A 21,885-nucleotide genomic window follows, 5' to 3' on the forward strand; every position below is an offset into this window, starting at 1 on the left:
CAAATCTAGTCTGCTCCCTTGTGAGTTTGGAAGAACTTGAGGGAAAACACCGTGTTTGAGCGAGGAAGTGTACACCGCCAACGAGCATAAAACCCAAAATCGTGGGACACTAGTTAATTGATTCTATGTACCTCGCAGCTTATTGCGCCTGAAAGGAAATTCCTCAGTGTCACCTATGGCTACCCACGCGCCTGAACCGGCCGCAACTAATCCGGAGATTCTCCGCAATTTCTGTATTATTGCGCATATTGACCATGGTAAGTCCACCCTTGCTGACCGTATGCTTCAGGCAACCGGAGTAGTAACTCCACGCGAGATGAAAGCACAGTATCTTGACCGTATGGATATTGAACGCGAACGCGGAATTACCATTAAATCTCAGGCTGTTCGTATGCCCTGGGAAGTAGACGGGCAAGCCTACGCGCTCAACATGATTGATACTCCCGGTCACGTTGACTTCACCTATGAGGTTTCTCGTTCCTTGGCTGCTTGTGAAGGTGCACTCTTACTGGTGGATGCAGCTCAGGGCATCGAGGCGCAAACGCTGGCGAATCTCTACTTGGCGATGGAGAATGAACTCACCATCATTCCGGTGCTTAACAAAATTGATCTTCCCGCTGCGAATCCAGATAAGTATGCCGAGGAATTGGCTAATTTGATTGGCGTGGAACCTGAAGATGTCCTTCGTGTTTCCGGTAAAACGGGTGAGGGCGTAGAAGAACTTCTAGACAGAATCGTGGAGCTCATCCCCGCACCCCAAGGCAAAGCAGACGCACCAGCGAGAGCCATGATTTTTGACTCTGTCTATGACTCCTATCGTGGTGTCGTGACATACGTTCGTGTAGTGGATGGGCAACTTTCTCCCCGTCAAAAAATCAAGATGATGTCCACTAACGCTGAACATGATTTGTTGGAAATCGGCGTGATTTCACCCGAGCCTAAACCCACGAAGGGTCTTGGAGTGGGCGAGGTAGGCTATCTCATCACAGGCGTGAAAGATGTGCGGCAATCACGCGTGGGCGATACCGTTACTTCCTCCCACAAGTCGGCGACCGAGTCCTTGGGTGGATATGAGGATCCTAAGCCCATGGTCTTCTCCGGTCTGTTCCCGATTGATGGATCAGATTACCCCTTACTGCGTGATGCTTTGGATAAGCTCAAACTTAATGACGCCGCGCTCATTTATGAGCCGGAGACATCCGCGGCTCTAGGGTTTGGTTTCCGTTGCGGATTCCTCGGATTGCTCCACCTGGAAATTGTGCGCGAACGCCTCGAACGAGAATTCAACTTGGATTTGATTTCAACTGCACCCAACGTTATCTATGACGTCGTAGATGAGCACGGGGATGCACGACGAGTTACGAACCCCAGCGAATTCCCCGACGGTAAAATCGCTACCATTCGTGAACCGATGGTAGCTTGCACCATTATCGCTCCCGCTGAATTCATTGGGGCAATCATGGAGCTTTGCCAGTCCAAGCGTGGGCAATTGGGCGGCATGGATTACCTCTCTGAAGACCGCGTAGAACTTCGCTATCGACTGCCCTTGGCTGAAATTGTGTTCGACTTCTTTGACCAACTCAAATCTCGCACCAAAGGTTATGCGTCTTTGGACTGGAAGTTTGATGGTGAAGAAGAGGCAGACCTGGTCAAGGTTGATATTCTTTTGCAGGGTGAGAAAGTGGATGCTTTCTCTGCTATTACCCACCGTGAAAAAGCGTATTCATACGGTGTGATGATGACGGGCAAGTTGCGCGAGCTCATTCCTCGCCAGCAGTTCGAAGTGCCGATTCAGGCGGCAATTGGTTCACGCATTATTGCTCGTGAAAATATTCGTGCAATTCGAAAAGATGTGCTGTCGAAATGCTACGGCGGTGATATTTCCCGTAAACGCAAGCTCCTGGAGAAGCAGAAAGCGGGTAAGAAACGCATGAAGATGGTGGGCCGCGTGGAAGTTCCACAGGAAGCCTTCATCGCCGCACTTTCTTCGAGTGATGAGCCTAAGGATAAAGCAAAGAAGTGAGTCCTGCACAGCCGGTAGGTATGCCAGCTCCAGGTGATGGATTGATTGGTTCAGAATCGGTTCAGGCGGGATCTGGCAAACCATTTTCTCTGTATGTTCATGTGCCGTATTGCTCGGTGAGGTGTGGGTATTGCGACTTTAATACTTACGCCCAGGACGATTTCGGTGACGGCGTCAATCTCAATACCTTTGCAGATGAAGCTATTGCTGAACTCGATTTTGCGCATAGTGCTTTACAAAATTCTGGTGCAGAGATTACTCCGTTACATTCGGTGTTCTTTGGCGGCGGCACACCCACTCGGATACCCAGCACTGATTTAGTGCGGATTTTGCACCATGCCGTCTCCCTATTCGGGCTTTCTTCCCATGCGGAAGTGACGACCGAGGCGAATCCAGATTCTGTGGATGAGGAAGACATCCAAATACTTGCTGAGGGTGGATTTACGCGTATCTCCTTCGGTATGCAGTCGGCGGTTCCGCGCGTCCTGAAAATTCTTGATCGCACGCACACACCCGATAATGTTCCCAAAGTTGTGAGGTGGGCACAGCAGGCAGGTTTACAAACCTCCGTCGACTTGATTTATGGGGCTCCGGGGGAGACTTTAGCTGAATGGGAGCAGTCACTTCGAGCCGCGGTTTCATATCACCCAGATCATATCTCTGCCTATTCGCTCATTGTCGAAGAGGGCACCAAGATGTGGGCACGTATTCGGCGCGGTGAGTTAGATATGCCGGATGACGATGCGATGGCAGATATGTATCTGTTAGCAGATCGCATTCTAGGGGAGGCGGGATACCAATGGTACGAAGTGTCTAACTTCTCTACGGATATTTCGACTCGAAGCACCCATAATTTGGCATATTGGCACAACGTCAATTGGTGGGGTATCGGACCGGGAGCCCATTCCCACTGGGGCGGAACTCGTTGGTGGAATGTGAAGCATCCGCTAGCCTACTCGCAGCGAATACGCCAACAGATTTCACCTGCCCAGGCTTGCGAAGTGCTCACCCCCAATCAGCAACATTTCGAAGATGTAATGCTTCGGCTCCGAATTCGAGAAGGAATGACTGTGCGCGAGTTGCAGGGACAGAATCAGATGAGCGAGGATCAGTTACACCAGAAGATTCAGTGGCTAGAGAAGCAGGGTCTGATTGAGGCAGTTGAACCTCTCAATTCCCGTGTGGTGCTGACTCTTAAAGGTCGGTTACTGGGGGATGCCGTCACCCGTGAGCTCCTTCCCGAATAAACAGTGATATTGCACCTTAAGAAAATTAAGGGACGACGCCTGCATCGGCGTCGTCCCTTAATGCATTGAAAATTTTAGCGGCGGCTGAGAAGCCGGTCAAAGAGCATGGTGTTTGCACGGTATTGGTAAGGATTTCCCTTATTGACCTTGATACCGGCAATTAAAGACATCAGCGCCAGATAGCTCCAGAGTAGCGCTGCAATCAGCCCAAAAATCCATCCCACCGGCGGCAGAGGTGTGAGGAGCATAGAAACAACAATGATGATGGTAGGTAACAACGTAAAGTTGAAAGCCTCGCGGGATTCTTGCTCAGTGAAAGCTCCACGATCACGGTAGAGGTAATAAACGATGCCCGAAGGTATGCAGCCGATGACTCCACCGAAGTGTGCAAGGGTCGCAATATTGCGGTCCTCATGAACCGTAAGCTTATTGGGTGTAGACGAGCTTCCTTCAAATGTGGCTTTTGCGGTTGACGTGGATTTCAATAATTTCTCAATCTTATCTAAGCACCGGGTTCTCACCGGACGACGTATCTGGCTTTCCCTTATTCTAAGGTAAAACTTTGAGTAAAAGGGAAGAGTAATGGAAATGCCCTTAAACTGCTAGGAGAGTTTAGACACAAGCTATCTTTGGGGTTGCTCGGTCAGAAAATCAATTAATGATTCGACAGGTCCTAGAATTTCAGGCTCAAGGTCAGAGTAACTATTTACCCTGCTGAGAAGCTTTTTCCACCCATGAGCAATGTCTGCTTGATCTTCATGGGGCCATCCAAACCGTTTGAGGATTCCAACCTTCCATTCTTCCGTCCGGGGAACAACTGGCCACTGCTTGATGCCCAGCGTGGAGGGTTTTACTGACTGCCACACATCAATGTAAGGATGTCCCACAATCTTGATATTGCCGCTGGCACCTTTAACGCGCATTGTGTCTTGAGAGATTCGGCTTTCCTTGCTTCCAGGCACCAGATGATCTACTAAAATACCTAGTTTGCGGTGCGCTGAAGGTTGGAAAGCTACCACCTTTTCCGCTAAATCGTCTATGCCGTGCAGGGGCTCAACAACAATACCTTCGACGCGCAGATCATGACCCCAAATTTTTTCAATAAGTTCGGCATCATGGATACCTTCCACCCATAGCCTGGAAGCCCGCGCCACCTGTGCTGGTGCGTCCTCCACCGCGAGAGAGCCAGAACGGCTCACCATTCGAGCCGCTTTTTGAGGTGCGCGTTTCGGCGCGATGACTTTAACCGGTTCACCTTCGAGTAGGAAACCAAAGCCCAGGGGGAAGGATTTGACTCTGCCTCGTGCGTCTTCCAGTCCCACGACCCTCATCCCACCGATTGTTTCAAGGGAAACGACGACGCCTACCCAGCCGCTCTGAACGTCTTCAAGGAGTAACCCCGGCATGACGGGTACCTCCCGCAGATGCTGTTTTTGAAATTGCTGGTTCATGGCAGAAAGATCTTGCGCTCCCCATTCATATCTATTGGGCATCGGTGCTCCTTTGCTTTGAGCGTACGAAGAGAGGTAGAGAAACCATAGGTATTAGAGTTGAACTAGCATTTCTTGCATTACAGTGCCAACTTTAAGATTTCGATATGGAGAAAAGAATTGTCATTGACACGTCAACATCAAATTCTTCAAGCCATTATCGAAGACTATGTCAGTTTACGTGAGCCTGTAGGTTCAAAAGCGCTGGTGGAGCGACATCAGCTAGGTGTTTCCAGCGCTACGGTGCGTAATGAAATGATGGCGCTAGAGGAGCAAGGGCTTATTCAAGCGCCCCATTCAAGTGCAGGACGTATTCCAACGGCAAAAGGTTATCGTTTTTTTGTTGACGAAATAGCCAAACCTAGGCCGCTAAAGCCCGCTGAAAAGAATGCGATTCATCGCTTTCTCGACTCATCAGATAGTTTGGATCAAGTCTATGAGCAAACAGTGCGGCTGCTATCTCAGCTCACCCATCAGGTGGCTGTATTGCAATTGCCCGTTGCTACTGGTGATTCGGTGCAGCATGTAGAAATTATTGAAACATCAGAGCTGACCGTGGCTGTTATCTTGATTGATAATTCAGGGCAGGTTCATCAAAAAATAATGGGACTTAAGCAACCCTTAGCATCAGCGGAGGATGCCCAGCAGAAAATACACTCTTTGGTGAAAAGCAAAAGCTTCTTTGAAGCACATCAAGCTATCGTAGCGCACAATGAATTACTGTCGAATATGAGCTTGCGAAGTATTCTTGCTGGTATAGACGATTTGTTACTCGCTCAACAAAATTCTCGGCTTCTCATCTCTGGCACCTCTTATCTTGCCAATGCTACCCACGATTTTTCTCAAAGTATTGCACCGATTCTTGAGGCACTGGAAGAACAGGTAACTATGCTTCAATTGCTGAATGCGATGGTGGCTGAAGAGGAAGTAACCGTTCGAATCGGAGCCGAGACACAAAGTCAGCCTTTGAGCGAGGCTTCTATTGTTGCTTCAGCTTATGGACCAGAAATCACTAGGAACCTTGGAGTGATTGGGCCAACCCGGATGGATTATTCATCGACGATGGCAACGGTTCGGGGAGTCGCTCAATATCTCTCAAGAATTTTGGGAACATGAGTTTCACTCACTAAACTTTTATCAGAATTTTGACGCCGATTAGAAAGTAGTAACTCTTTGAGCAACCACTATGAAACCCTGGGCGTGGCAAGGGACGCAAGCCCGGAGGAAATCAAGAAAGCTTATCGCAAGATGGCGCGCAAGCTCCATCCCGATATCAACCCTTCTCCTGAAGCCGCAGAGGAATTCAAGCGTGTGTCGCACGCGCACGATGTTCTATCTGACCCTGAAAAACGCCGTATCTATGACCAGACAGGTAACGAAAATGGTCAGGCTCAGGGTGGTTTTGGTGGTGGCGGCTTCGGAGGGTTCGGAGGTTTCTCAGATATTTTCGAAACTTTCTTCAGCCAGCAGCCGCAAGGACCTGCATCCAGAACTCGCCAGGGGCAGGATGCACTCATCAACGTGCGCATTGATTTGAAGGATGCAGTTTTTGGTACCAACAAACCAATTACTGTTGACACCGCCGTAGTATGTGATGTTTGTGGGGGAGACGGTTGCGAACCCGGCACTCACCCTGAAACCTGTGAGACCTGTAAGGGGCAGGGTTATATGCAGCGTCAGGTTCAGTCCATCTTGGGAACTGTCGTGCAGCCGGTAGAGTGCCCCTCCTGTAAGGGGTTTGGCACCGTCATTAAGCATCCGTGCCAGGAATGCTACGGTGAGGGGCGTGTCCGCGAGCGCAAGCCTCTGACCGTTAAGATTCCTGCAGGTGTCAATAGTGGCGCTCGTATTCGTCTTTCCGGTGAAGGTGAGGCCGGCACCGCCGGCGGTCCTAACGGGGATTTGTATGTCGAACTCCGCATTAATCCGGATCCGACTTTCATGCGCGAGGGCGACGATCTTCACGCTCGGGTAGGTATTTCGATGGCGGCAGCCGCGCTGGGTACCACGATTTCTTTGGATACTTTTGACGGTGTGCAGAAGCTTGATATCAAAGCCGGTGCGCAATCGGGCGATGTGCTGACCCTTAAGGAACTCGGAGTGCAGCATCTTCGCAAGAATGGTCGGGGAGATTTGCATGTGCATATTGAGGTTCGCACTCCTACCGACCTCAGCCGTGAGGAAAAGGCATTGCTAGAGAAGTTCGCGGAGCTACGCCAGGAGGATTTGCAACAGAGCGAGACGATTTCTGAGAAGCAAGGATTCTTCTCTCGTATCAAAGATCGTTTCGATAAGTAGGGTGATTTTATAATGTCTGCACCTATTTTCTATCTTGTGGAGGGGGAGCTAGACGACGTCGCCGTGGGTGATGTAGTTGATGTGCAGGGGACCGAAGGTCACCATGCGCGAAATGTTAAACGTCTTCAGCTGACTGAAAAGATTGATCTCTCTGATGGAGAAGGTAAGCGGCTGCGCGGGGAAGTGGTTGAACTTCTTGACGATGGTCTAAGGGTTAAGGTTCGCCAAATTCAGTCTGCCCATGCAGGTACTGAGTTTATTGTGGTGCAGGCATTAGCTAAGAATGATCGTGACATTCTGGGGATTGAGACTGCTACTGAACTTGGAGTTTCAGGTGTCATCCCGTGGTTTGCTGATCGTTCGATTGTGCGGTGGAAAAAGGAACGATTGCCTAAGCACCATGCCAAGTGGAAAAATACTGTGGTTGCGGCCGCAAAGCAGTCGAGAAGTGCTCTTATTCCCACGGTTTTTGATCTTCACTCTTCAGCAGATTTAGCTGAGGTTTTTGAAGAGGACAGCGCAGTTGGTGCCACCGTTTTGATTTTGCATGAATCTGCCGAGCAGAAATTGAGTGAGCTTCTGAAAGCTCAGAAATCTGAGCTGACTGGACCGGTCTATATAGTGGTTGGTCCAGAAGGAGGAATTTCGCCTCGTGAGGTAGAGCTGTTTACTTCGGTTGGAGCGCATACGGTGCTTCTGGGGAATGAAGTATTGCGTTCTTCTACAGCTGGGTCTTCAGCCCTTGTCGTCCTCAAAACGTTACTTGGGCAGTGGTAGAAAATTCACTCCAAGGTTCTGTTTTATTAGGACACCACCAGATAATCTGAACATAACAAACTTCAAGGAGCTCTGATTAGGCCTTAGGCCGTGTATGAACAGCCAGAATTCGGGCGCAACTCGTCCGTTGTCCGTAGCAAGAACTTTCACTTTTTCCTCGCGTGAGCAAATGGTGACAGTATTAGGTCCATCCGATTCCAGTATTTCGCTTATTGAGTCGAATTTTCCCTCGGTGACTGTTCGTCCTCGCGATGTAGAAGTGGTGGTGACTGGTCCATCTGAGCCGGTAGGGGCGACTATTCGCTTACTGAGCGAGCTGGCGCGGTTGGCATCTCAGGGTGTTCCCCTCGGTCAAGAGACTGTTTCGCGTGTTATAACGATGCTCAATTCTGAATTGGCGCAGCCTGCGGCAGCGATGAGCCAGAATATTTTGAGCTCTCGGGGAAAGAGCATTCGTCCTAAAACTATTAACCAGAAAAACTATGTCGATAGTATCGATGACCACACGGTAGTTTTTGGCATTGGACCAGCAGGTACCGGTAAAACATACCTTGCAATGGCCAAAGCAGTGCATGCTCTTCAAGCGAAGGAAGTTAACCGAATTATCCTGACCCGTCCTGCTGTTGAGGCGGGGGAGCGTTTAGGATTTCTTCCTGGATCTCTGAACGAAAAAATCGATCCATATTTGCGGCCGCTGTATGATGCCCTTCACGACATGATGGATCCTGAATCAATTCCTAAGTTGATGGAAGCTGGAACCATTGAAGTTGCACCGCTTGCATATATGCGCGGACGTACTCTCAACGATGCTTTTATCATTTTGGACGAAGCGCAGAACACCACGGTGGAGCAGATGAAGATGTTCCTTACTCGATTGGGGTTCGGTGCAAAAATGGTGATTACCGGTGACGTTACTCAGATTGACCTCCCCAATGGTCAGGCATCGGGGTTGAAGCAGGTTCGAAATATCCTGCAGGATGTCGAAGATATATCTTTCTGTCTTCTCGAAGCTACCGACGTCGTCCGGCATTCTTTGGTCTCCGATATCGTGTCCGCATACGACCGGTGGGACGAGGACAAGACGGCGATGGAACGCAAACGTAATCGTAAAGTCAAACGGCAAACGATAGAAGCGGCAGCGGAAAAACTTCTGGAGAAATCAGGGATTGATGTGGGGGATCAAAGCTAATGGCTGTTGATTTTGAGATTGAAGAAGTCTCAGAGGGTGAATCTCCCGCCGTCCAGAAAGCATTTGCTGCATTTGATCCAGCTGTGATTGAAGACCTAGTAGATGCCGCTTTCAGATATATGAAGGTAAGTAGCTCGACCGAGCTGTCGATTGCGGTGGTCGGTGTTGAGGAGATGGAACGTATTCACCTGGAATGGATGAATCTTCCAGGGCCTACCGACGTCATGTCATTCCCCATGGATGAGCTTGAACCAGGAACGGAGGAAGAACCCACAGAGGGCGTGCTGGGGGATATTATTCTGTGTCCGGCAGTTGCAGCAGCACAAGCTGAAAATGCTGGTCATAGCACTCTCGATGAATACTGCCTTTTAACAGTGCACGGAATCTTGCACTGCCTGGGATTCGATCATGCTACAGCAGAAGAAGAAGCTGAAATGTTCGGGATTCAGCGCACTATTTTAGAGCAGTTCTTGGGGCGGGCTGCTCCTGTTGAGACGAGGTTCTAACGCCTATGGTTATTGTCAGTCTTATTTTTGCAACCCTGCTCTTACTCGTAGTGGGTTACATTCTTGCTGCCACCGAATCAGCTTTCACCTATATTCCGCATAGTGAGTTGAATAATTTGGTGGAGAGCGGTAAACGCTCTCGGTTGAACATTATTATCGCGAATATTGATCAGTACATGTTCTCGCTTCGATTGTGGAGCGCGTTCGTAGATACCTTGGCGATTCTTGGTTTCTACTCGCTGATGCTAGTCATCTCGTCTTCGACAGTGGTGGCAATTCTAATCACTGCAGTGGTAATGACGTGTATTAGTTATGTATTTTTCGCTTATTACCCCCGGCGCTCGGGTCGAGCACGACCCCTGCATTTTGTTAAAAATTATGCTTCTCTGACTTATTTCCTTACTAAGATTCTGGGTCCTTTGCCTCAGGCAGTCGTCAAGCCTAAGGATGAGTCAGGGCAGGAGGCGAATTCTTCGGCTGGATACTTCACCGAAGAAGAAATTTTGGAGTTCGTTGATCGGGCGAGTTCACAAGATGTCATTGAGGACGACGAAGCTCAGATGGTGCAGTCTATCTTCGAGCTGGGCGACACCCGGATTAAATCCGTAATGGTTCCCCGCACAGATATGGTGACCATTGATGCTGACGAGACGGTTGATAACGCCGTCAATCTTTTCCTGCGCTCGGGGTATTCACGCATTCCTGTCTTGGGCGATGATTTCGATGACATTCGAGGCGTCCTTTACTTCAAAGACTTAATGCAAAATGTTGTAGATTCAGGAATGATTCAAAGCGAATTGAATCTAGAAACGTTAATCCGCCCCGGTCGCTTTGAACCTGAATCTAAGAAAGTTCTGGATTTATTGCGAGAAATGCAGCGGGAATCAACCCATGTTGCCATGGTGATTGATGAGTACGGAGGGACCGCCGGTCTGGTGACTCTGGAGGATCTCATTGAAGAATTGGTCGGGGATATCGCCGATGAGTACGACAATGAGAAGCCAGAAATCAAGGTACAGGACGACGGCACCTTCAAAATCAGTTCCCGTTTGAGCGTTGAGGAATTAGGCGAGTTCTTTGGCGAAGATTTAGAAGAAGAGGATGTAGATACTGTAGGTGGTCTTATGTCTAAGCACCTGGGTCGAGTGCCTATTGTGGGTAGCGAAATTTCGGTATCAGGTATCCATATTCGGGCTATCGGAACTAGCGGACGCCGTAATCAGATTGCAACGCTCTTAGTCTGGACCGATGAGAAAGAACATACAGGTAGCGTCGCGGTTGATTCTGAGTAAATCTTCAAAATCTACTGAATAGTGAATACGGGCACGTCGACAAGCGACGTGCCCGTCTTTTTTACCCTGTAAAGTGGTGTAAACATTCTCAGGAGGAGTTTAAGTGGATTTATTTGATTTTCCCGACGACTATTCAGCGGGCTTCGCTGTCCTGGTAGGTCGCCCCAATGCCGGCAAATCGACCCTTACCAACGCTCTCGTCGGTCAGAAAATTGCGATCACTTCAAATCGTCCGCAGACTACGCGTCACACGATTCGCGGTATCGTCCATCGTGAAAAATTCCAGTTGGTGCTGGTGGATACTCCGGGGTTGCACCGTCCGCGTACTCTGTTGGGTGAACGACTCAACGATATGGTGGCAGAAACGCTTTCAGAGGTCGACGTCGTAGGTTTTTGTATCCCTGCAAATGAGAAGATTGGCCCAGGTGACCGATACATCGCCCAGCAAATTGCTGCTTCAGGAAACCGTCCTGTGGTTGCTATTGTGACCAAAGCGGATACTGTTTCTCAGCAGGAACTAGCCGAGCAGCTCATCGCTGTACATCAGCTAGGTGAAGAAGTAATGAGCGCTGAACGCGCAGCACGCACCGAACGTAAGCAACGCCAAAATACTTCTTCAAAAAAGAAAAACCAGGATAAGGCATTTCAAAAGGGTACTGGCCCTGCAGCGCAGCGCAAAAAGCAGTCTGCAACTCAAGCTCCGGCAGCTAATGACGGACGCGGTGGCTGGGCAGATATTATTCCAGTTTCTGCCGTCAAAGACTTCCAGGTGGAGGAAGTAAGCAATCTGTTGGCAACCTTCCTCCCGGATTCCCCTCCTCTCTACCCAGAGGGCGAACTCACCGATGAGCCCGAGGTAACTCTGGTGGCCGAACTTGTGCGCGAAGCAGCTCTCGAAGGGGTCAGAGACGAACTGCCTCACTCGGTTGCTGTCACCGTTGAAGAAATGAATCTGCGCGAGGGCCGCTCTGAAGATAACCCCTTGCTAGATATTCACGTTAATTTGTTTGTGGAAAGATCTTCACAAAAGGCAATCATTATCGGTAAAAATGGTTCTCGCTTGCGCGAAATCGGTTCTCAGTCCCGCAAAAATATCGAGGCTCTACTGGGTACAAAGGTCTATCTAGATATCCATGTGAAAGTGGCTAAAGACTGGCAACGTGACCCGCGTGCACTTGGTCGTTTAGGATTTTAAATTCGATCTTTGAGTTACCCCTTCCGTTTATCATCCCCCGTACCGCCAGCAGATGAAAGAGAGTAATCAGTGGCAGAATCTGTGAATCCTGACTCCTCGACGTCTCGTCTAAGAAGCTTTGGACGCCACATGCGCCAGCACCCCGTGCGTTCCAAGAAGTACAAATGGATAGCGCTCTCTTGCGTGGGACTACTCCTTTTGATGGTTGGTATTGCCGGGGTTTCTTTCGTTCGTCTGCGGACCAATGTTCAAACAGATACACTCAATCTTGGAAGCGCTCAAAACGCTAATTTAGAAGACGGTCCCTTGGATATTTTGGTGGTCGGTTCCGATACACGTTCAGGTTCCAACTCGAATTATGGGGATGAGAACGATGCCGCCTCTGGGGCACGAGCTGATGTCATCATGCTGGTACAAATCAGTCAAGATCATCAGAACGTTTCGGTATTGTCCTTCCCCCGCGACCTCATTGTAGATATTCCCGCTTGTAAGGCTCAGGACGGAACCGAATACGCCGAGGCGAAAGATACTCAGATTAATGAGTCGTTGTCCCATGGCGGCCCTGGTTGCACTGTTGCCACGATTAGTTCAATTACCGGCGTCAATATTGATCACTTTATGCTGGTTGATTTTAACGCCGTAAAAGCGCTATCGAATGTTATCGGTGGCGTAGATGTGTGTGTTACTCAAGCAATTGACGATTCATACTCCGGTCTCAATATACCCGCAGGCAATTCTTCGGTGCAGGGCGAACAGGCTCTGGCGTTTCTCCGGTCCCGGCATGGGTTTGGCGATGGTAGCGATACCAGCCGCATCGCAGCCCAGCAAAGTTTCTTAGCTTCTATGTTCAGAAAGGTCAAAGCGGAGGGAACTCTTTCTAACCCATCACAACTAATGAACATCGCAGAAGCTGTCACTCAGAATGTAACCGTCGACCAGGGTCTCACTAATCCTGCCACGCTGGTTGATTTGGGCACCATGGTCTCCGATATCGATCTTAGCCAGATTGTTTTCGCTACAGTTCCGCATGAACCGTACACATACAACGAGAACAAATTGCAGATTTCCGATTCTGCGCAGGCGATCTTTGAGAAGTTACGGCAGGATCAGTCATTGCGAGTAGAGGCAGAGCCATCAACCAGTGCTTCGCCTGCGGCATCGGCTTCAGAAACTGCTCAAGAACTTCTTCTTTCTGCTCCCGTAGAGGTACTTAATGGTTCTGGATCTATTCAACAGGGTAAGCATGTAGCTTCTTTGCTTGAACAGGAAAAGTTCACCAACGTTACTGCGCAGAATGATACGAGCAGTTATGCCAGCTCCGCCGTCATCTATCCCGAAGGATACGAACAAGAGGCGAAGAAAATAGCAGACAAGTTGGGCATCACTGAGGCCCGCGTTTCAACCAGTTATGCAGCCATTACCGTGCTCGTAGGTGAAGACTTCAAGGACGGCGATGCAGTAGCTCAGAAGGAAAGCAAAATTGCCGGTGAAGCACAGGGGCAGACAGCTGACCAGGTGAAATGTCAGCAATCATTTCAATATTAAGCTAGATCAAGGGTTGATTCCATATGGTGGAATCAACCCTTGAGTATTAGCTGGGTCATATGGGACACGTGATATTTTCACTAAATGATTGTGTTTAAAGGCTGCACTGATTCAAACGCCTAGTTTGACTCCATTTTCTCCTTTTCAAGAAGCAATCATGTTTTCTCTAGAGCAAGGGTAAATATCGTGAAAAATTTGCAGAAACCATCTTCAATGCCGGTTCACAAATACCGTCCGTATTCAGAGCAAATTGATATTCAGCTCGAGAACCGTACATGGCCCAACAAGACCATCACGAAAGCTCCACGATGGTGCGCGGTAGATCTTCGCGACGGAAACCAGGCTCTCATTGATCCCATGGATTCTGAACGAAAACTCGCTATGTTCAAGCTTCTGGTCGAAATGGGTTACAAGGAAATTGAAGTGGGATTCCCTTCGGCGTCCGCTACTGATTTCAATTTTGTACGCACACTGATTGAAGAGAACCATATTCCTGACGATGTCACCATCCAAGTTTTGGTTCAGTGCCGTGAGCACCTCATTGAAAAAACCTTTGAATCTATCCAGGGTGCAAAGAATGCGATTGTGCATTTCTATAATTCAACCTCTGTATTACAGCGAGAGGTCGTCTTCAATAAGGATGAAGACGGGATTTTGGATATCGCGCTCACCGGAGCACGGCTTTGCAAGAAATATGAGGAACAGCTGGCGGGGGATGCGAACATCACCTATGAGTATTCCCCTGAGTCATACACCGGAACCGAGCTGGAGTTCGCCGTCCGGGTCTGTAACGCCGTCACAGACGAACTGGAAATTGGTCCAGGTCGGGAAGTTATTATTAACCTCCCCGCCACTGTCGAGATGGCGACTCCTAATGTCTATGCCGATTCCATAGAATGGATGAACCGGCACCTGACCAATCGTGAGCACATCATTCTTTCACTGCACCCTCATAATGACCGCGGCACCGGCGTCGCAGCGGCTGAATTGGGTTATCTTGCGGGCGCAGACAGGATTGAAGGTTGTCTCTTTGGCAATGGTGAGCGCACGGGGAATGTCGATTTGGTGACGCTGGGACTAAATATGCTGACTCAGGGTGTTGACCCGGAAATTAACTTCTCTGATATTGATGAGATTCGTCGAACGGTTGAGTATTGTAATCAGCTACCTGTTCACGAGCGTTCACCCTATGGTGGCGACTTAGTTTTTACAGCTTTTTCTGGTTCCCATCAGGACGCTATCAAAAAGGGTTTCGACTCTATGGAACGTCGTGCGCGAGAAGCCGGTAAGAGTATTGACGATTTAGAGTGGGGCGTACCCTATTTGCCGTTGGATCCTCGCGACGTGGGGCGCAATTACGAAGCTGTCATTAGGGTTAACTCGCAGTCCGGCAAGGGCGGAGTTTCCTATCTTTTGAAGAAAGATTATGGTCTGGATTTGCCTCGACGCGCGCAGATTGAGTTCTCTGGAGCTATTCAGGCGCGCACAGATGCCCAGGGCGGAGAAGTAACCAGTGAGAATTTATGGAAAGTCTTTGCTGATGAATATCTTCCTGCGGAGGATCCTGAGCATCGCTGGGGTAGGTTCCGTTTGGAATCTATCAATGTGGATTCGCAAGAGGGCGGGGCAACCAAGCTTAAGGTTCTCTTAAATGTGGATGGCCGTCGTTTCGAGAAGACGGCAACGGGGTCTGGCCCTATTGATGCCATGCAGTCGGTATTCCACTCTGAAGGTATCGATATTCGTTTGCTCGATTATTCAGAGCATACGCTTTCTTCTAATTCCAATGCCCGAGCTGCAAGCTATATTGAAGCAGCAGTGGGTAGCAGAGTGTTGTGGGGGATTGGTATTGATTCCTCCACAACCTGGGCATCTTTGAAGGCTTTGACGTCTGCGGTCAACAGAGCGCTTCGAGATAGCAAGTAACTTGTTAGTGGGGGCAAGGATAGGGTTTCCTTGCCCCGTAGTTTTCTCCACTTTTTGAATATGTGATGATATAAGAGTGAGTTCATCAGCTAGTTCTAAAACAATTTTTGATCAAGCCATAGTCTTACGCGGTCAAAAATTGGGGGATGCAGACAAGATTGTTATCTTGCTGACGAGAAACCACGGGATTGTTCATGCCGTTGCTAAAGGTGCTCGCAAAACTACCTCAAAATTTGGGGGACGTTTAGAACCTTTTATGCTGGTGGATGTTTCTCTTACGGCGGGTAAAGACCTTTATACGCTGACGCAGGTTCAAACGGTGCGGGCTTATACTTCACCTATCATGAGTGATTACTCAGCTTACCTTGCAGGATTAGCACTTATTGAGTTAACAGAAAGCTTAGGAAAATTTGAAGAGGGGGAAAGTTCAAACCAGCTGTTCGTGATGCTTGCTGGGGCTTTGTCTTCGCTCTCTAGTCAGCGTCTGAGACCCTTAGATATTGTGAATGCTTATTTTCTACGCGCCATCTCTTTAGCAGGTTGGGGAATGAACCCTACTGTCTGTTCCCACTGTGGGTCCTCAGAGAATCTTCGCTGGTTTTCGGCAGAAGCCGGATTGCTATGCGAAAATTGTGGAAGGTTAGAAGTGCTCAATGTTAGCAAACCGGTCAGCGAAGAAACCTTGCATTATTTATCTGATGTGTTCTTGGGCCGGTGGGAGAGCGTTACAGCTATCTCATCCCAGCATTCTGCAAAAATAGCATATGGATTAATCTCTACCTTCGTGCATTGGCAGTTGGAGAAACCCCTCAAATCATTGGCTTTGATAGAAAAGGAATTTTGATGCATGTTGCTCCTGATCCGCATCCTAGCGGAGCAAGGCCCCCTGCTATTCCTGCCCAGTTTGTACCCCGGCATGTCGCTGTAGTGATGGATGGGAATGGGCGATGGGCTAATGAACGCGGGCTACCTCGTAACGAGGGGCATAAAGCGGGGGAGAAGTCCCTTGTCGATGTCGTCGCTGGTGCCATCGAGATGGGCATTCCCTATGTTTCTGCCTACGCTTTTTCCACGGAAAATTGGAAGCGTAGCATGGATGAAGTCAGTTTCATTATGCGTTTTACCACCGAGGTTCTCACGCGTCAGCTGGAAACATTACAGGCATGGGGGGTGCGTGTGCTCTGGGCAGGGCGAAAGCCTAAGCTCTGGAACTCTGTGATTAAGCAGCTGCAGTACTGCGAAGAACAGACAAAGAACAATACGGTGTGTACCCTCGTCATGTGCGTCAACTACGGTGGGCGCGCGGAAATTGCAGACGCCACAGCCCGTATCGCGGCTGAAGTTGCAGCTGGAAAACTGAAACCGTCCTCTATCTCCGAAAAAACTATCGAAAAATACCTGTACAACCCCGAGGTTCCCGACGTCGATCTTTTCCTTCGTTCCTCGGGGGAGTTGCGAACATCTAATTTCTTACTCTGGGAAAGCGCTTATGCGGAGCTAGTTTTCCTTGATGTTTTGTGGCCTGACGTCGACCGTCGAACTCTATGGGACGCCGTTGAAGTGTACGCCCGTCGAGATAGACGGTATGGCGGTGCCGTCGATAAGATTTCTTCCCATTCATCACACCAACAGTAGAGAGCTTTCCATGAAAATCTATCCCATACTTTTCAAGCTTGTTTTTAAACCGATGGATGCAGAGCTAGCGCACAAGATTGGGCTTAAGGGTATTCAACTCTTGCGTGCTAGCAAACTGACTCCCGTTGCACGCAAATTTCTATTACCCGATGCTCTGCTACGCACCGAAGCTATGGGGCTAACTTTTCCCTCGCCTTTTGGAATCGCAGCAGGTTTTGATAAAGAGGGATCGTGCATCAATGCCCTGGGAGATTTGGGCTTTGGACATGTGGAAATCGGTACTGTGACTGCGCAAGGGCAACCCGGTAACCCTAAGCCCCGTCTCTTTCGTTTGGTTGAAGACCTCGCAGTCATTAACCGCATGGGATTTAATAACGAGGGAGCCGCAAAGGTTGGGCCTCGTCTTGCCGCCGCTCGCGCAGATTTTGAAACTGAGTTCAGTTTCTCGTCTTCAGCTCGCCCAATCATCGGCGTCAATATTGGAAAAACAAAAGTGGTCGAGTTAGAGGATGCCGCTGAAGATTATCGAATTTCTACTATGACCTTGGCTCCGCAAGCAGATTACATGGTTGTCAATGTGAGCTCTCCTAATACTCCCGGTCTTCGGTCGCTTCAATCAGTGGAGACTCTTCGCCCTTTGTTGCAGACTGTACAGGAAGCAGCGGTCTTGGCTGAGCCAAATCGGCATGTACCGCTTTTGGTGAAGATTGCTCCCGACCTTGCGGACGATGAAATCCTTGAAATTGCAGATTTGGCAGTTGAATTAGGACTTGATGGAATCATCGCTACCAACACTACTATTGCGCGTGACGGCTTGGGTCTACAGTCTGATGCTCAAAAGGTGAGCGAAATCGGTGCTGGAGGACTTTCGGGTGCGCCCTTAAAGAATCGCTCGCTTGAAGTATTGCGGCTCTTAAAAGAACACGTGGGAGAGAAACTCACTCTTGTTTCCGTGGGTGGGGTGACTACTGCCGGCGATGTAAAAGAACGTCTCGATGCTGGGGCAACTCTTGTTCAGGGGTATACAGCTTTCCTGTATGAAGGACCACTATGGGCAGCACGAATCAATCGGGAGCTGAAAAAGCTTCTTAAATAGAAAAATGGTGGAGTGTTCTAGAACACTCCACCATTTTTATTGGACTTTAGCTGGGGTATTGACCGCGCTTCACCTGAGGCTTAGGAAGTCGAATTCGACGAATCATCATGGCACGGTTAATGGCGTACATTGTAGAGCCTGGTTCGACTTGTCCAAACTTAGCCAGAAGCTTCTTTTTCAGACCTCGCCACATGAACCATAGATCCAAAGCAAGGAGAGCGATGAAAATCCACATGAGGGTTACAGTGACCAACTGAATGGACTGGATGAAGATGCCCGCCACAAAAATTAGAAGAAGAGCGATAATCATGAAATCGCCGACGTTAAACCGGGCGTCGACGTAATCGCGAATATATCTGCGCTGAGGTCCCTTGTCCTTAAGCGGTAAATGCTTTTCATCGCCAGTTTGCATGGCAATATTTTCTTTCATTCGCTGCTCGCGCAATGCAGCCCGGTTGGCTTCTTTGGCTGCTTTTCGGTCAGCAGGTACCAGGGGCTGACGCCGCGCCTGTTGTTGTTGCTTGCGCGAAGGCGTGGGTTTCCCCTTAGGAGCGGTGTAATTCGGAGCATGGTGTTCTTCCTGAGGTTCAGGAGTTACAGTAGCTTCATTCACCACAGAATCTGCTCGCACAGAACCTGATGTACTTCGAGAATCTTTTTTACGTCCAATCACCTGTTAAGAATATCGAACAAAAGGTGGTTCTACTCAATCCATCGTAAGGTTATGTATATGAATACTGATACTCCAGAATATTTCTCGCATTTTGAAGCGCTTGACCATGCTGTAAACGCAAAGTTTGATTCCGCCGTGGAACAGCTAACTGAGCTGGTAGCTATTCCGTCCATTGCATGGGAAGCTTTCGATTTATCGCAGGTTCACAAGAGTGCAGAAAAAGTAGCTTCATTAGCTCAGCACGTGGGTTTTGACTCGGTTGAAATCTTGACTGCTTCCTACGGGGAAAATCAAGATAAACAGGGTATGCCAGCAGTCGTTGCTCGCAAAGAAGCTGAAGCGGGTTACCCCACTATTTTGCTGTATGCGCATCACGATGTGCAGCCAGTGGGAGATTTAGCTGAGTGGAATACTGAACCCTTCACTGCCACAGTGCAGGGGGACAGGCTCTTTGGTCGCGGCGCAGCAGATGACAAAGCTGGTGTTTTAGCTCATCTCACGGCATTTTCGGTAGTAAAAGATGTGTTGGGTGAGGATTTCAAGGCTGGCGTTACTCTTTTTATTGAAGGCGAGGAAGAAGCAGGATCGCCGAGTTTTGGGCAATTCCTTAAAACTTACAAAGAGAAACTTAAAGCAGATGCAATTGTCGTAGCCGATTCGTCCAACTGGAAAGCAGGAGTACCTGCGCTCACAACCGGTCTGAGAGGATTAGCCAGCGGAGTTGTGAATGTACGCGTGGGAGATCATGCGGTGCACTCCGGCATGTTTGGCGGACCTATGATTGATGCACCCACAGCCTTAGTACGACTTCTTGCTTCGCTTCATAACGATAAAGGTGCAGTAGCAGTTAAGGGTTTAATACATGCACCTGAACCTGAGGTTGAATATGAGGAAGCAGATTTCCGAGCTGATTCCGGAATGCTAGATAATGTACAACTGGCGGGGGAGGGAAGCATCTCTTCTCGCCTTTGGGCACAACCGGCCATCAGCATTATCGGCATGGACATCACCCCCATAGCCGAATCTTCTAACACTATTTCAGTCCAGAATAGCGCCAAGCTCAGTGTGCGTTTGGCTCCTGGGCAAAATCCTCAGCAGGCCCATCAAGCTATCGAGGCACACCTTCACAGGCACTCTCCATGGGGAGTTGAAGTAAGTTACACTGCCGAAGACACCGGCCAACCATTCTCCGCAGATACTTCAGAGAGCAGTATACAAATTGCTCTTTCTGCCATGGAAAAGGCGTGGGGAATTGCTCCGGTGCAAACAGGTTTAGGTGGGTCTATTCCATTTATTGCAGACCTCAAGGAAGAGTTCCCCGATGCTCATATTCTCATTACAGGCATTGAAGATCCAGATACGAGGGCTCACAGCGCTAACGAATCCCTCTACATCCCCGATTTCAAGCGAGCAATCCTTGCAGAAGCTCTCATGGTTACCAAATTCTGCGAAAAGAAATAGTATGGGGAATAAAGCTTCGGTATAGAGCGGTTAACTTAACTAGAGAAAAATTCTCTGGAACCATTTTCTCAAGATTTTAAGGACAAAAAGATGACTGAAACAGCGACTGAAACCTCAACCCACGGCGTTCAACTCACAGACACTGCAGCTCAGAAGGTTCGTGCACTTTTAGAGCAGGAGGGGCGCACCGATTTGCGCCTGCGCGTTGCAGTACAGCCCGGCGGTTGCTCTGGCTTGATTTATCAGCTGTACTTTGATGAGCGCAAGCTCGACGGCGATGCAGTCCGCGATTTCGACGGAGTTGAAGTCATTGTTGATCGCATGAGCGTTCCCTACCTAGATGGTTCAACTATCGATTTCGAAGACACCATTGAAAAGCAGGGCTTCTCCATTGATAACCCCAATGCACAGGGGTCATGTGCTTGTGGCGATTCATTCCACTAAACAAAATCTATAACTACATTTGGGGCGTTCCATCCTTCTCGATGGAACGTCCCATTTTTCTCAATATTTTGCGAAATAGTTAAGAAATAGCCGTAACTTCACTGACATAGTGTCAGCAGAATGCACTTTCAAGAGGTAAGCTCATATAGAAAGATTTATGTCGCATTCTGTCCACACACTGAATCGACCTAACACGCACACCGCTAAAGGAAGGGCCGTCTGTGAGTTCGCAGCATCGAACCGGCAGCCGCAAGCTGAAGGGTCTGGCACTGGCCGGAGTGGCTTCAGTTTCAGCACTGTTGATGACCGGTTGTTCGGAAGAAGCCAAACTGGGCTGGTTGCCTACAAAGCGTGGAATTACTGACAACGCTGACACCATCATGGATCTTTGGATTGGTTCATGGGTAGCAGCGCTGGTTGTTGGATTGATTACCTGGGGTCTTATGCTCTGGTGCATCATTGCCTACCGCCGTCGTAAGAACGATGTTGGTTATCCTCGTCAGCTGAGCTATCACGCTCCTCTGGAAATCTTCTACACCATCATCCCCATCATCGCTATTGTTAGCCTTTTCAGCTTCTCTGACCGTGCTGAGCGCGAAATCACCGCTCCTAAGTCTGAGACTGCTGACGTAAGCATTGAAGTTTATGGCAAGCAGTGGGCATGGGACTTCAACTACCTCGACAAGAATGTTTATTCTTCCGGTGTTCAAGCACAGCTTGACGGTCAAGAAGGTCATGAAGAAACCCTTCCTACTCTTTACCTACCCGTAGACTCCACCGTTGATTTGCAGCTGAAATCACGCGATGTTATTCACTCTTTCTGGGTTCCTGCTTTCCTTGAGAAGCGCGATACTATTCCCGGTCAGACTAACCACATGTACTTCAAGACCGGTTCTGAAACCGGTACCTATACAGGTAAATGTGCAGAGCTTTGCGGTGAGTACCACTCAGAAATGCTTTTCAACGTTAAGGTTGTGACTCAGGAAGAGTACGACGCTTACACTCAGAAGCTTGCGGATGAAGGTAACGACGGCCGTCTCGGCGACGAATTCAACCGTAACCCTAACCAAAACGAATCACAGTAGGAG

At 49.1% G+C, this 21,885-nt stretch carries 20 protein-coding genes; 17 read left to right on the forward strand and 3 right to left on the reverse strand.

The annotated features are described in order from the left end of the window. The first annotated feature begins 175 nt into the window (after positions 1–175). Positions 176–2,023, forward strand: a complete 1,848-nt coding sequence (lepA, locus tag IDM48_RS06075; protein WP_420803882.1) for a translation elongation factor 4 — start codon at positions 176–178, stop codon at positions 2,021–2,023. Continuing rightward, complete coding sequence (gene hemW / locus IDM48_RS06080) at positions 2,020–3,270, forward strand: radical SAM family heme chaperone HemW (RefSeq protein ID WP_420803869.1); 1,251 nt, start codon at positions 2,020–2,022, stop codon at positions 3,268–3,270. The genes lepA and hemW overlap by 4 nt, the downstream gene beginning before the upstream one ends. A 74-nt stretch (positions 3,271–3,344) precedes the next feature. On the opposite strand, the gene IDM48_RS06085 is transcribed toward hemW, so the two are convergent. Both IDM48_RS06085 and IDM48_RS06090 read right to left on the reverse strand, forming a co-directional pair. Next, the gene (locus tag IDM48_RS06085) at positions 3,345–3,755 is read right to left on the reverse strand and encodes a DUF4870 domain-containing protein (protein WP_238397905.1); all 411 of its coding nucleotides are present in this window, start codon (positions 3,753–3,755) and stop codon (positions 3,345–3,347) included. A 138-nt stretch (positions 3,756–3,893) separates the two neighbouring features. Then, positions 3,894–4,763 carry a DUF3097 family protein gene (locus IDM48_RS06090; protein ID WP_190616521.1) on the reverse strand — a complete coding sequence of 290 codons (870 nt, stop codon included), beginning with the start codon at positions 4,761–4,763 and terminating at the stop codon, positions 3,894–3,896. 117 nt (positions 4,764–4,880) lie between these two features. On the opposite strand from IDM48_RS06090, the gene hrcA reads away from it, so the two are divergent. The 12 genes from hrcA to IDM48_RS06150 all read left to right on the forward strand — a co-directional run bounded on the left by hrcA (position 4,881) and on the right by IDM48_RS06150 (position 18,219). Then, complete coding sequence (hrcA, locus tag IDM48_RS06095; RefSeq protein ID WP_145176763.1) at positions 4,881–5,876, forward strand: heat-inducible transcriptional repressor HrcA; 996 nt, start codon at positions 4,881–4,883, stop codon at positions 5,874–5,876. Positions 5,877–5,933: 57 nt separating this feature from the next. Beyond that, positions 5,934–7,058 (forward strand): molecular chaperone DnaJ, encoded by a 1,125-nt coding sequence (gene dnaJ, locus IDM48_RS06100; RefSeq protein ID WP_145176760.1) that lies wholly within the window; start codon positions 5,934–5,936, stop codon positions 7,056–7,058. A 12-nt stretch (positions 7,059–7,070) separates the two neighbouring features. Continuing rightward, positions 7,071–7,835 carry a 16S rRNA (uracil(1498)-N(3))-methyltransferase gene (locus IDM48_RS06105; protein WP_145176757.1) on the forward strand — a complete coding sequence of 255 codons (765 nt, stop codon included), beginning with the start codon at positions 7,071–7,073 and terminating at the stop codon, positions 7,833–7,835. Between the two features lie 94 nt (positions 7,836–7,929). Beyond that, on the forward strand, positions 7,930–9,024 hold the full coding sequence (locus IDM48_RS06110; protein ID WP_238397907.1) for a PhoH family protein: 1,095 nt from the start codon (positions 7,930–7,932) through the stop codon (positions 9,022–9,024). Beyond that, positions 9,024–9,530, forward strand: coding sequence for an rRNA maturation RNase YbeY (gene ybeY / locus IDM48_RS06115; RefSeq protein WP_145176754.1), 507 nt, complete (start codon positions 9,024–9,026; stop codon positions 9,528–9,530). The genes IDM48_RS06110 and ybeY overlap by 1 nt, the downstream gene beginning before the upstream one ends. 5 nt (positions 9,531–9,535) lie before the next feature. After that, positions 9,536–10,822 carry a hemolysin family protein gene (locus IDM48_RS06120; RefSeq protein ID WP_190616523.1) on the forward strand — a complete coding sequence of 429 codons (1,287 nt, stop codon included), beginning with the start codon at positions 9,536–9,538 and terminating at the stop codon, positions 10,820–10,822. 103 nt (positions 10,823–10,925) lie between these two features. After that, positions 10,926–12,017: a GTPase Era gene (locus IDM48_RS06125; protein ID WP_068171106.1), complete on the forward strand. Its 1,092-nt coding sequence runs from the start codon at positions 10,926–10,928 to the stop codon at positions 12,015–12,017. 69 nt (positions 12,018–12,086) lie between these two features. Next, positions 12,087–13,562 (forward strand): LCP family protein, encoded by a 1,476-nt coding sequence (locus IDM48_RS06130; protein WP_238397908.1) that lies wholly within the window; start codon positions 12,087–12,089, stop codon positions 13,560–13,562. A gap of 186 nt (positions 13,563–13,748) precedes the next feature. After that, positions 13,749–15,488, forward strand: coding sequence for a 2-isopropylmalate synthase (gene leuA, locus IDM48_RS06135; RefSeq protein ID WP_190616525.1), 1,740 nt, complete (start codon positions 13,749–13,751; stop codon positions 15,486–15,488). A gap of 76 nt (positions 15,489–15,564) precedes the next feature. Next, entirely contained in the window at positions 15,565–16,332 is a 768-nt protein-coding gene (gene recO / locus IDM48_RS06140; RefSeq protein ID WP_186303226.1) for a DNA repair protein RecO, read from the forward strand. Then, the gene (locus IDM48_RS06145; RefSeq protein WP_145176743.1) at positions 16,332–17,123 is read left to right on the forward strand and encodes an isoprenyl transferase; all 792 of its coding nucleotides are present in this window, start codon (positions 16,332–16,334) and stop codon (positions 17,121–17,123) included. Before recO ends, IDM48_RS06145 begins: the two co-directional genes overlap by 1 nt. A 10-nt stretch (positions 17,124–17,133) precedes the next feature. Then, on the forward strand, positions 17,134–18,219 hold the full coding sequence (locus IDM48_RS06150; RefSeq protein ID WP_190616527.1) for a quinone-dependent dihydroorotate dehydrogenase: 1,086 nt from the start codon (positions 17,134–17,136) through the stop codon (positions 18,217–18,219). 46 nt (positions 18,220–18,265) lie between these two features. Here IDM48_RS06150 and IDM48_RS06155 read toward each other — a convergent pair whose 3' ends face one another. Further along, positions 18,266–18,850 (reverse strand): DUF3043 domain-containing protein, encoded by a 585-nt coding sequence (locus tag IDM48_RS06155; protein ID WP_145176737.1) that lies wholly within the window; start codon positions 18,848–18,850, stop codon positions 18,266–18,268. 99 nt (positions 18,851–18,949) lie between these two features. On the opposite strand from IDM48_RS06155, the gene IDM48_RS06160 reads away from it, so the two are divergent. The 3 genes from IDM48_RS06160 (at position 18,950) to ctaC (ending at position 21,882) form a co-directional block, all read left to right on the forward strand. After that, positions 18,950–20,353, forward strand: a complete 1,404-nt coding sequence (locus IDM48_RS06160) for a dipeptidase (protein WP_190616528.1) — start codon at positions 18,950–18,952, stop codon at positions 20,351–20,353. A 90-nt stretch (positions 20,354–20,443) separates the two neighbouring features. After that, a complete protein-coding gene (locus tag IDM48_RS06165) occupies positions 20,444–20,797 on the forward strand; it encodes a HesB/IscA family protein (protein ID WP_145176731.1) in 354 nt (117 codons plus the stop codon). 221 nt (positions 20,798–21,018) lie between these two features. Further along, positions 21,019–21,882 (forward strand): aa3-type cytochrome oxidase subunit II, encoded by an 864-nt coding sequence (ctaC, locus tag IDM48_RS06170; protein ID WP_190616530.1) that lies wholly within the window; start codon positions 21,019–21,021, stop codon positions 21,880–21,882. Positions 21,883–21,885: the final 3 nt, after the last annotated feature.

This window comes from Rothia amarae (assembly GCF_014705945.2).
Lineage (GTDB): Bacteria > Actinomycetota > Actinomycetes > Actinomycetales > Micrococcaceae > Rothia > Rothia amarae.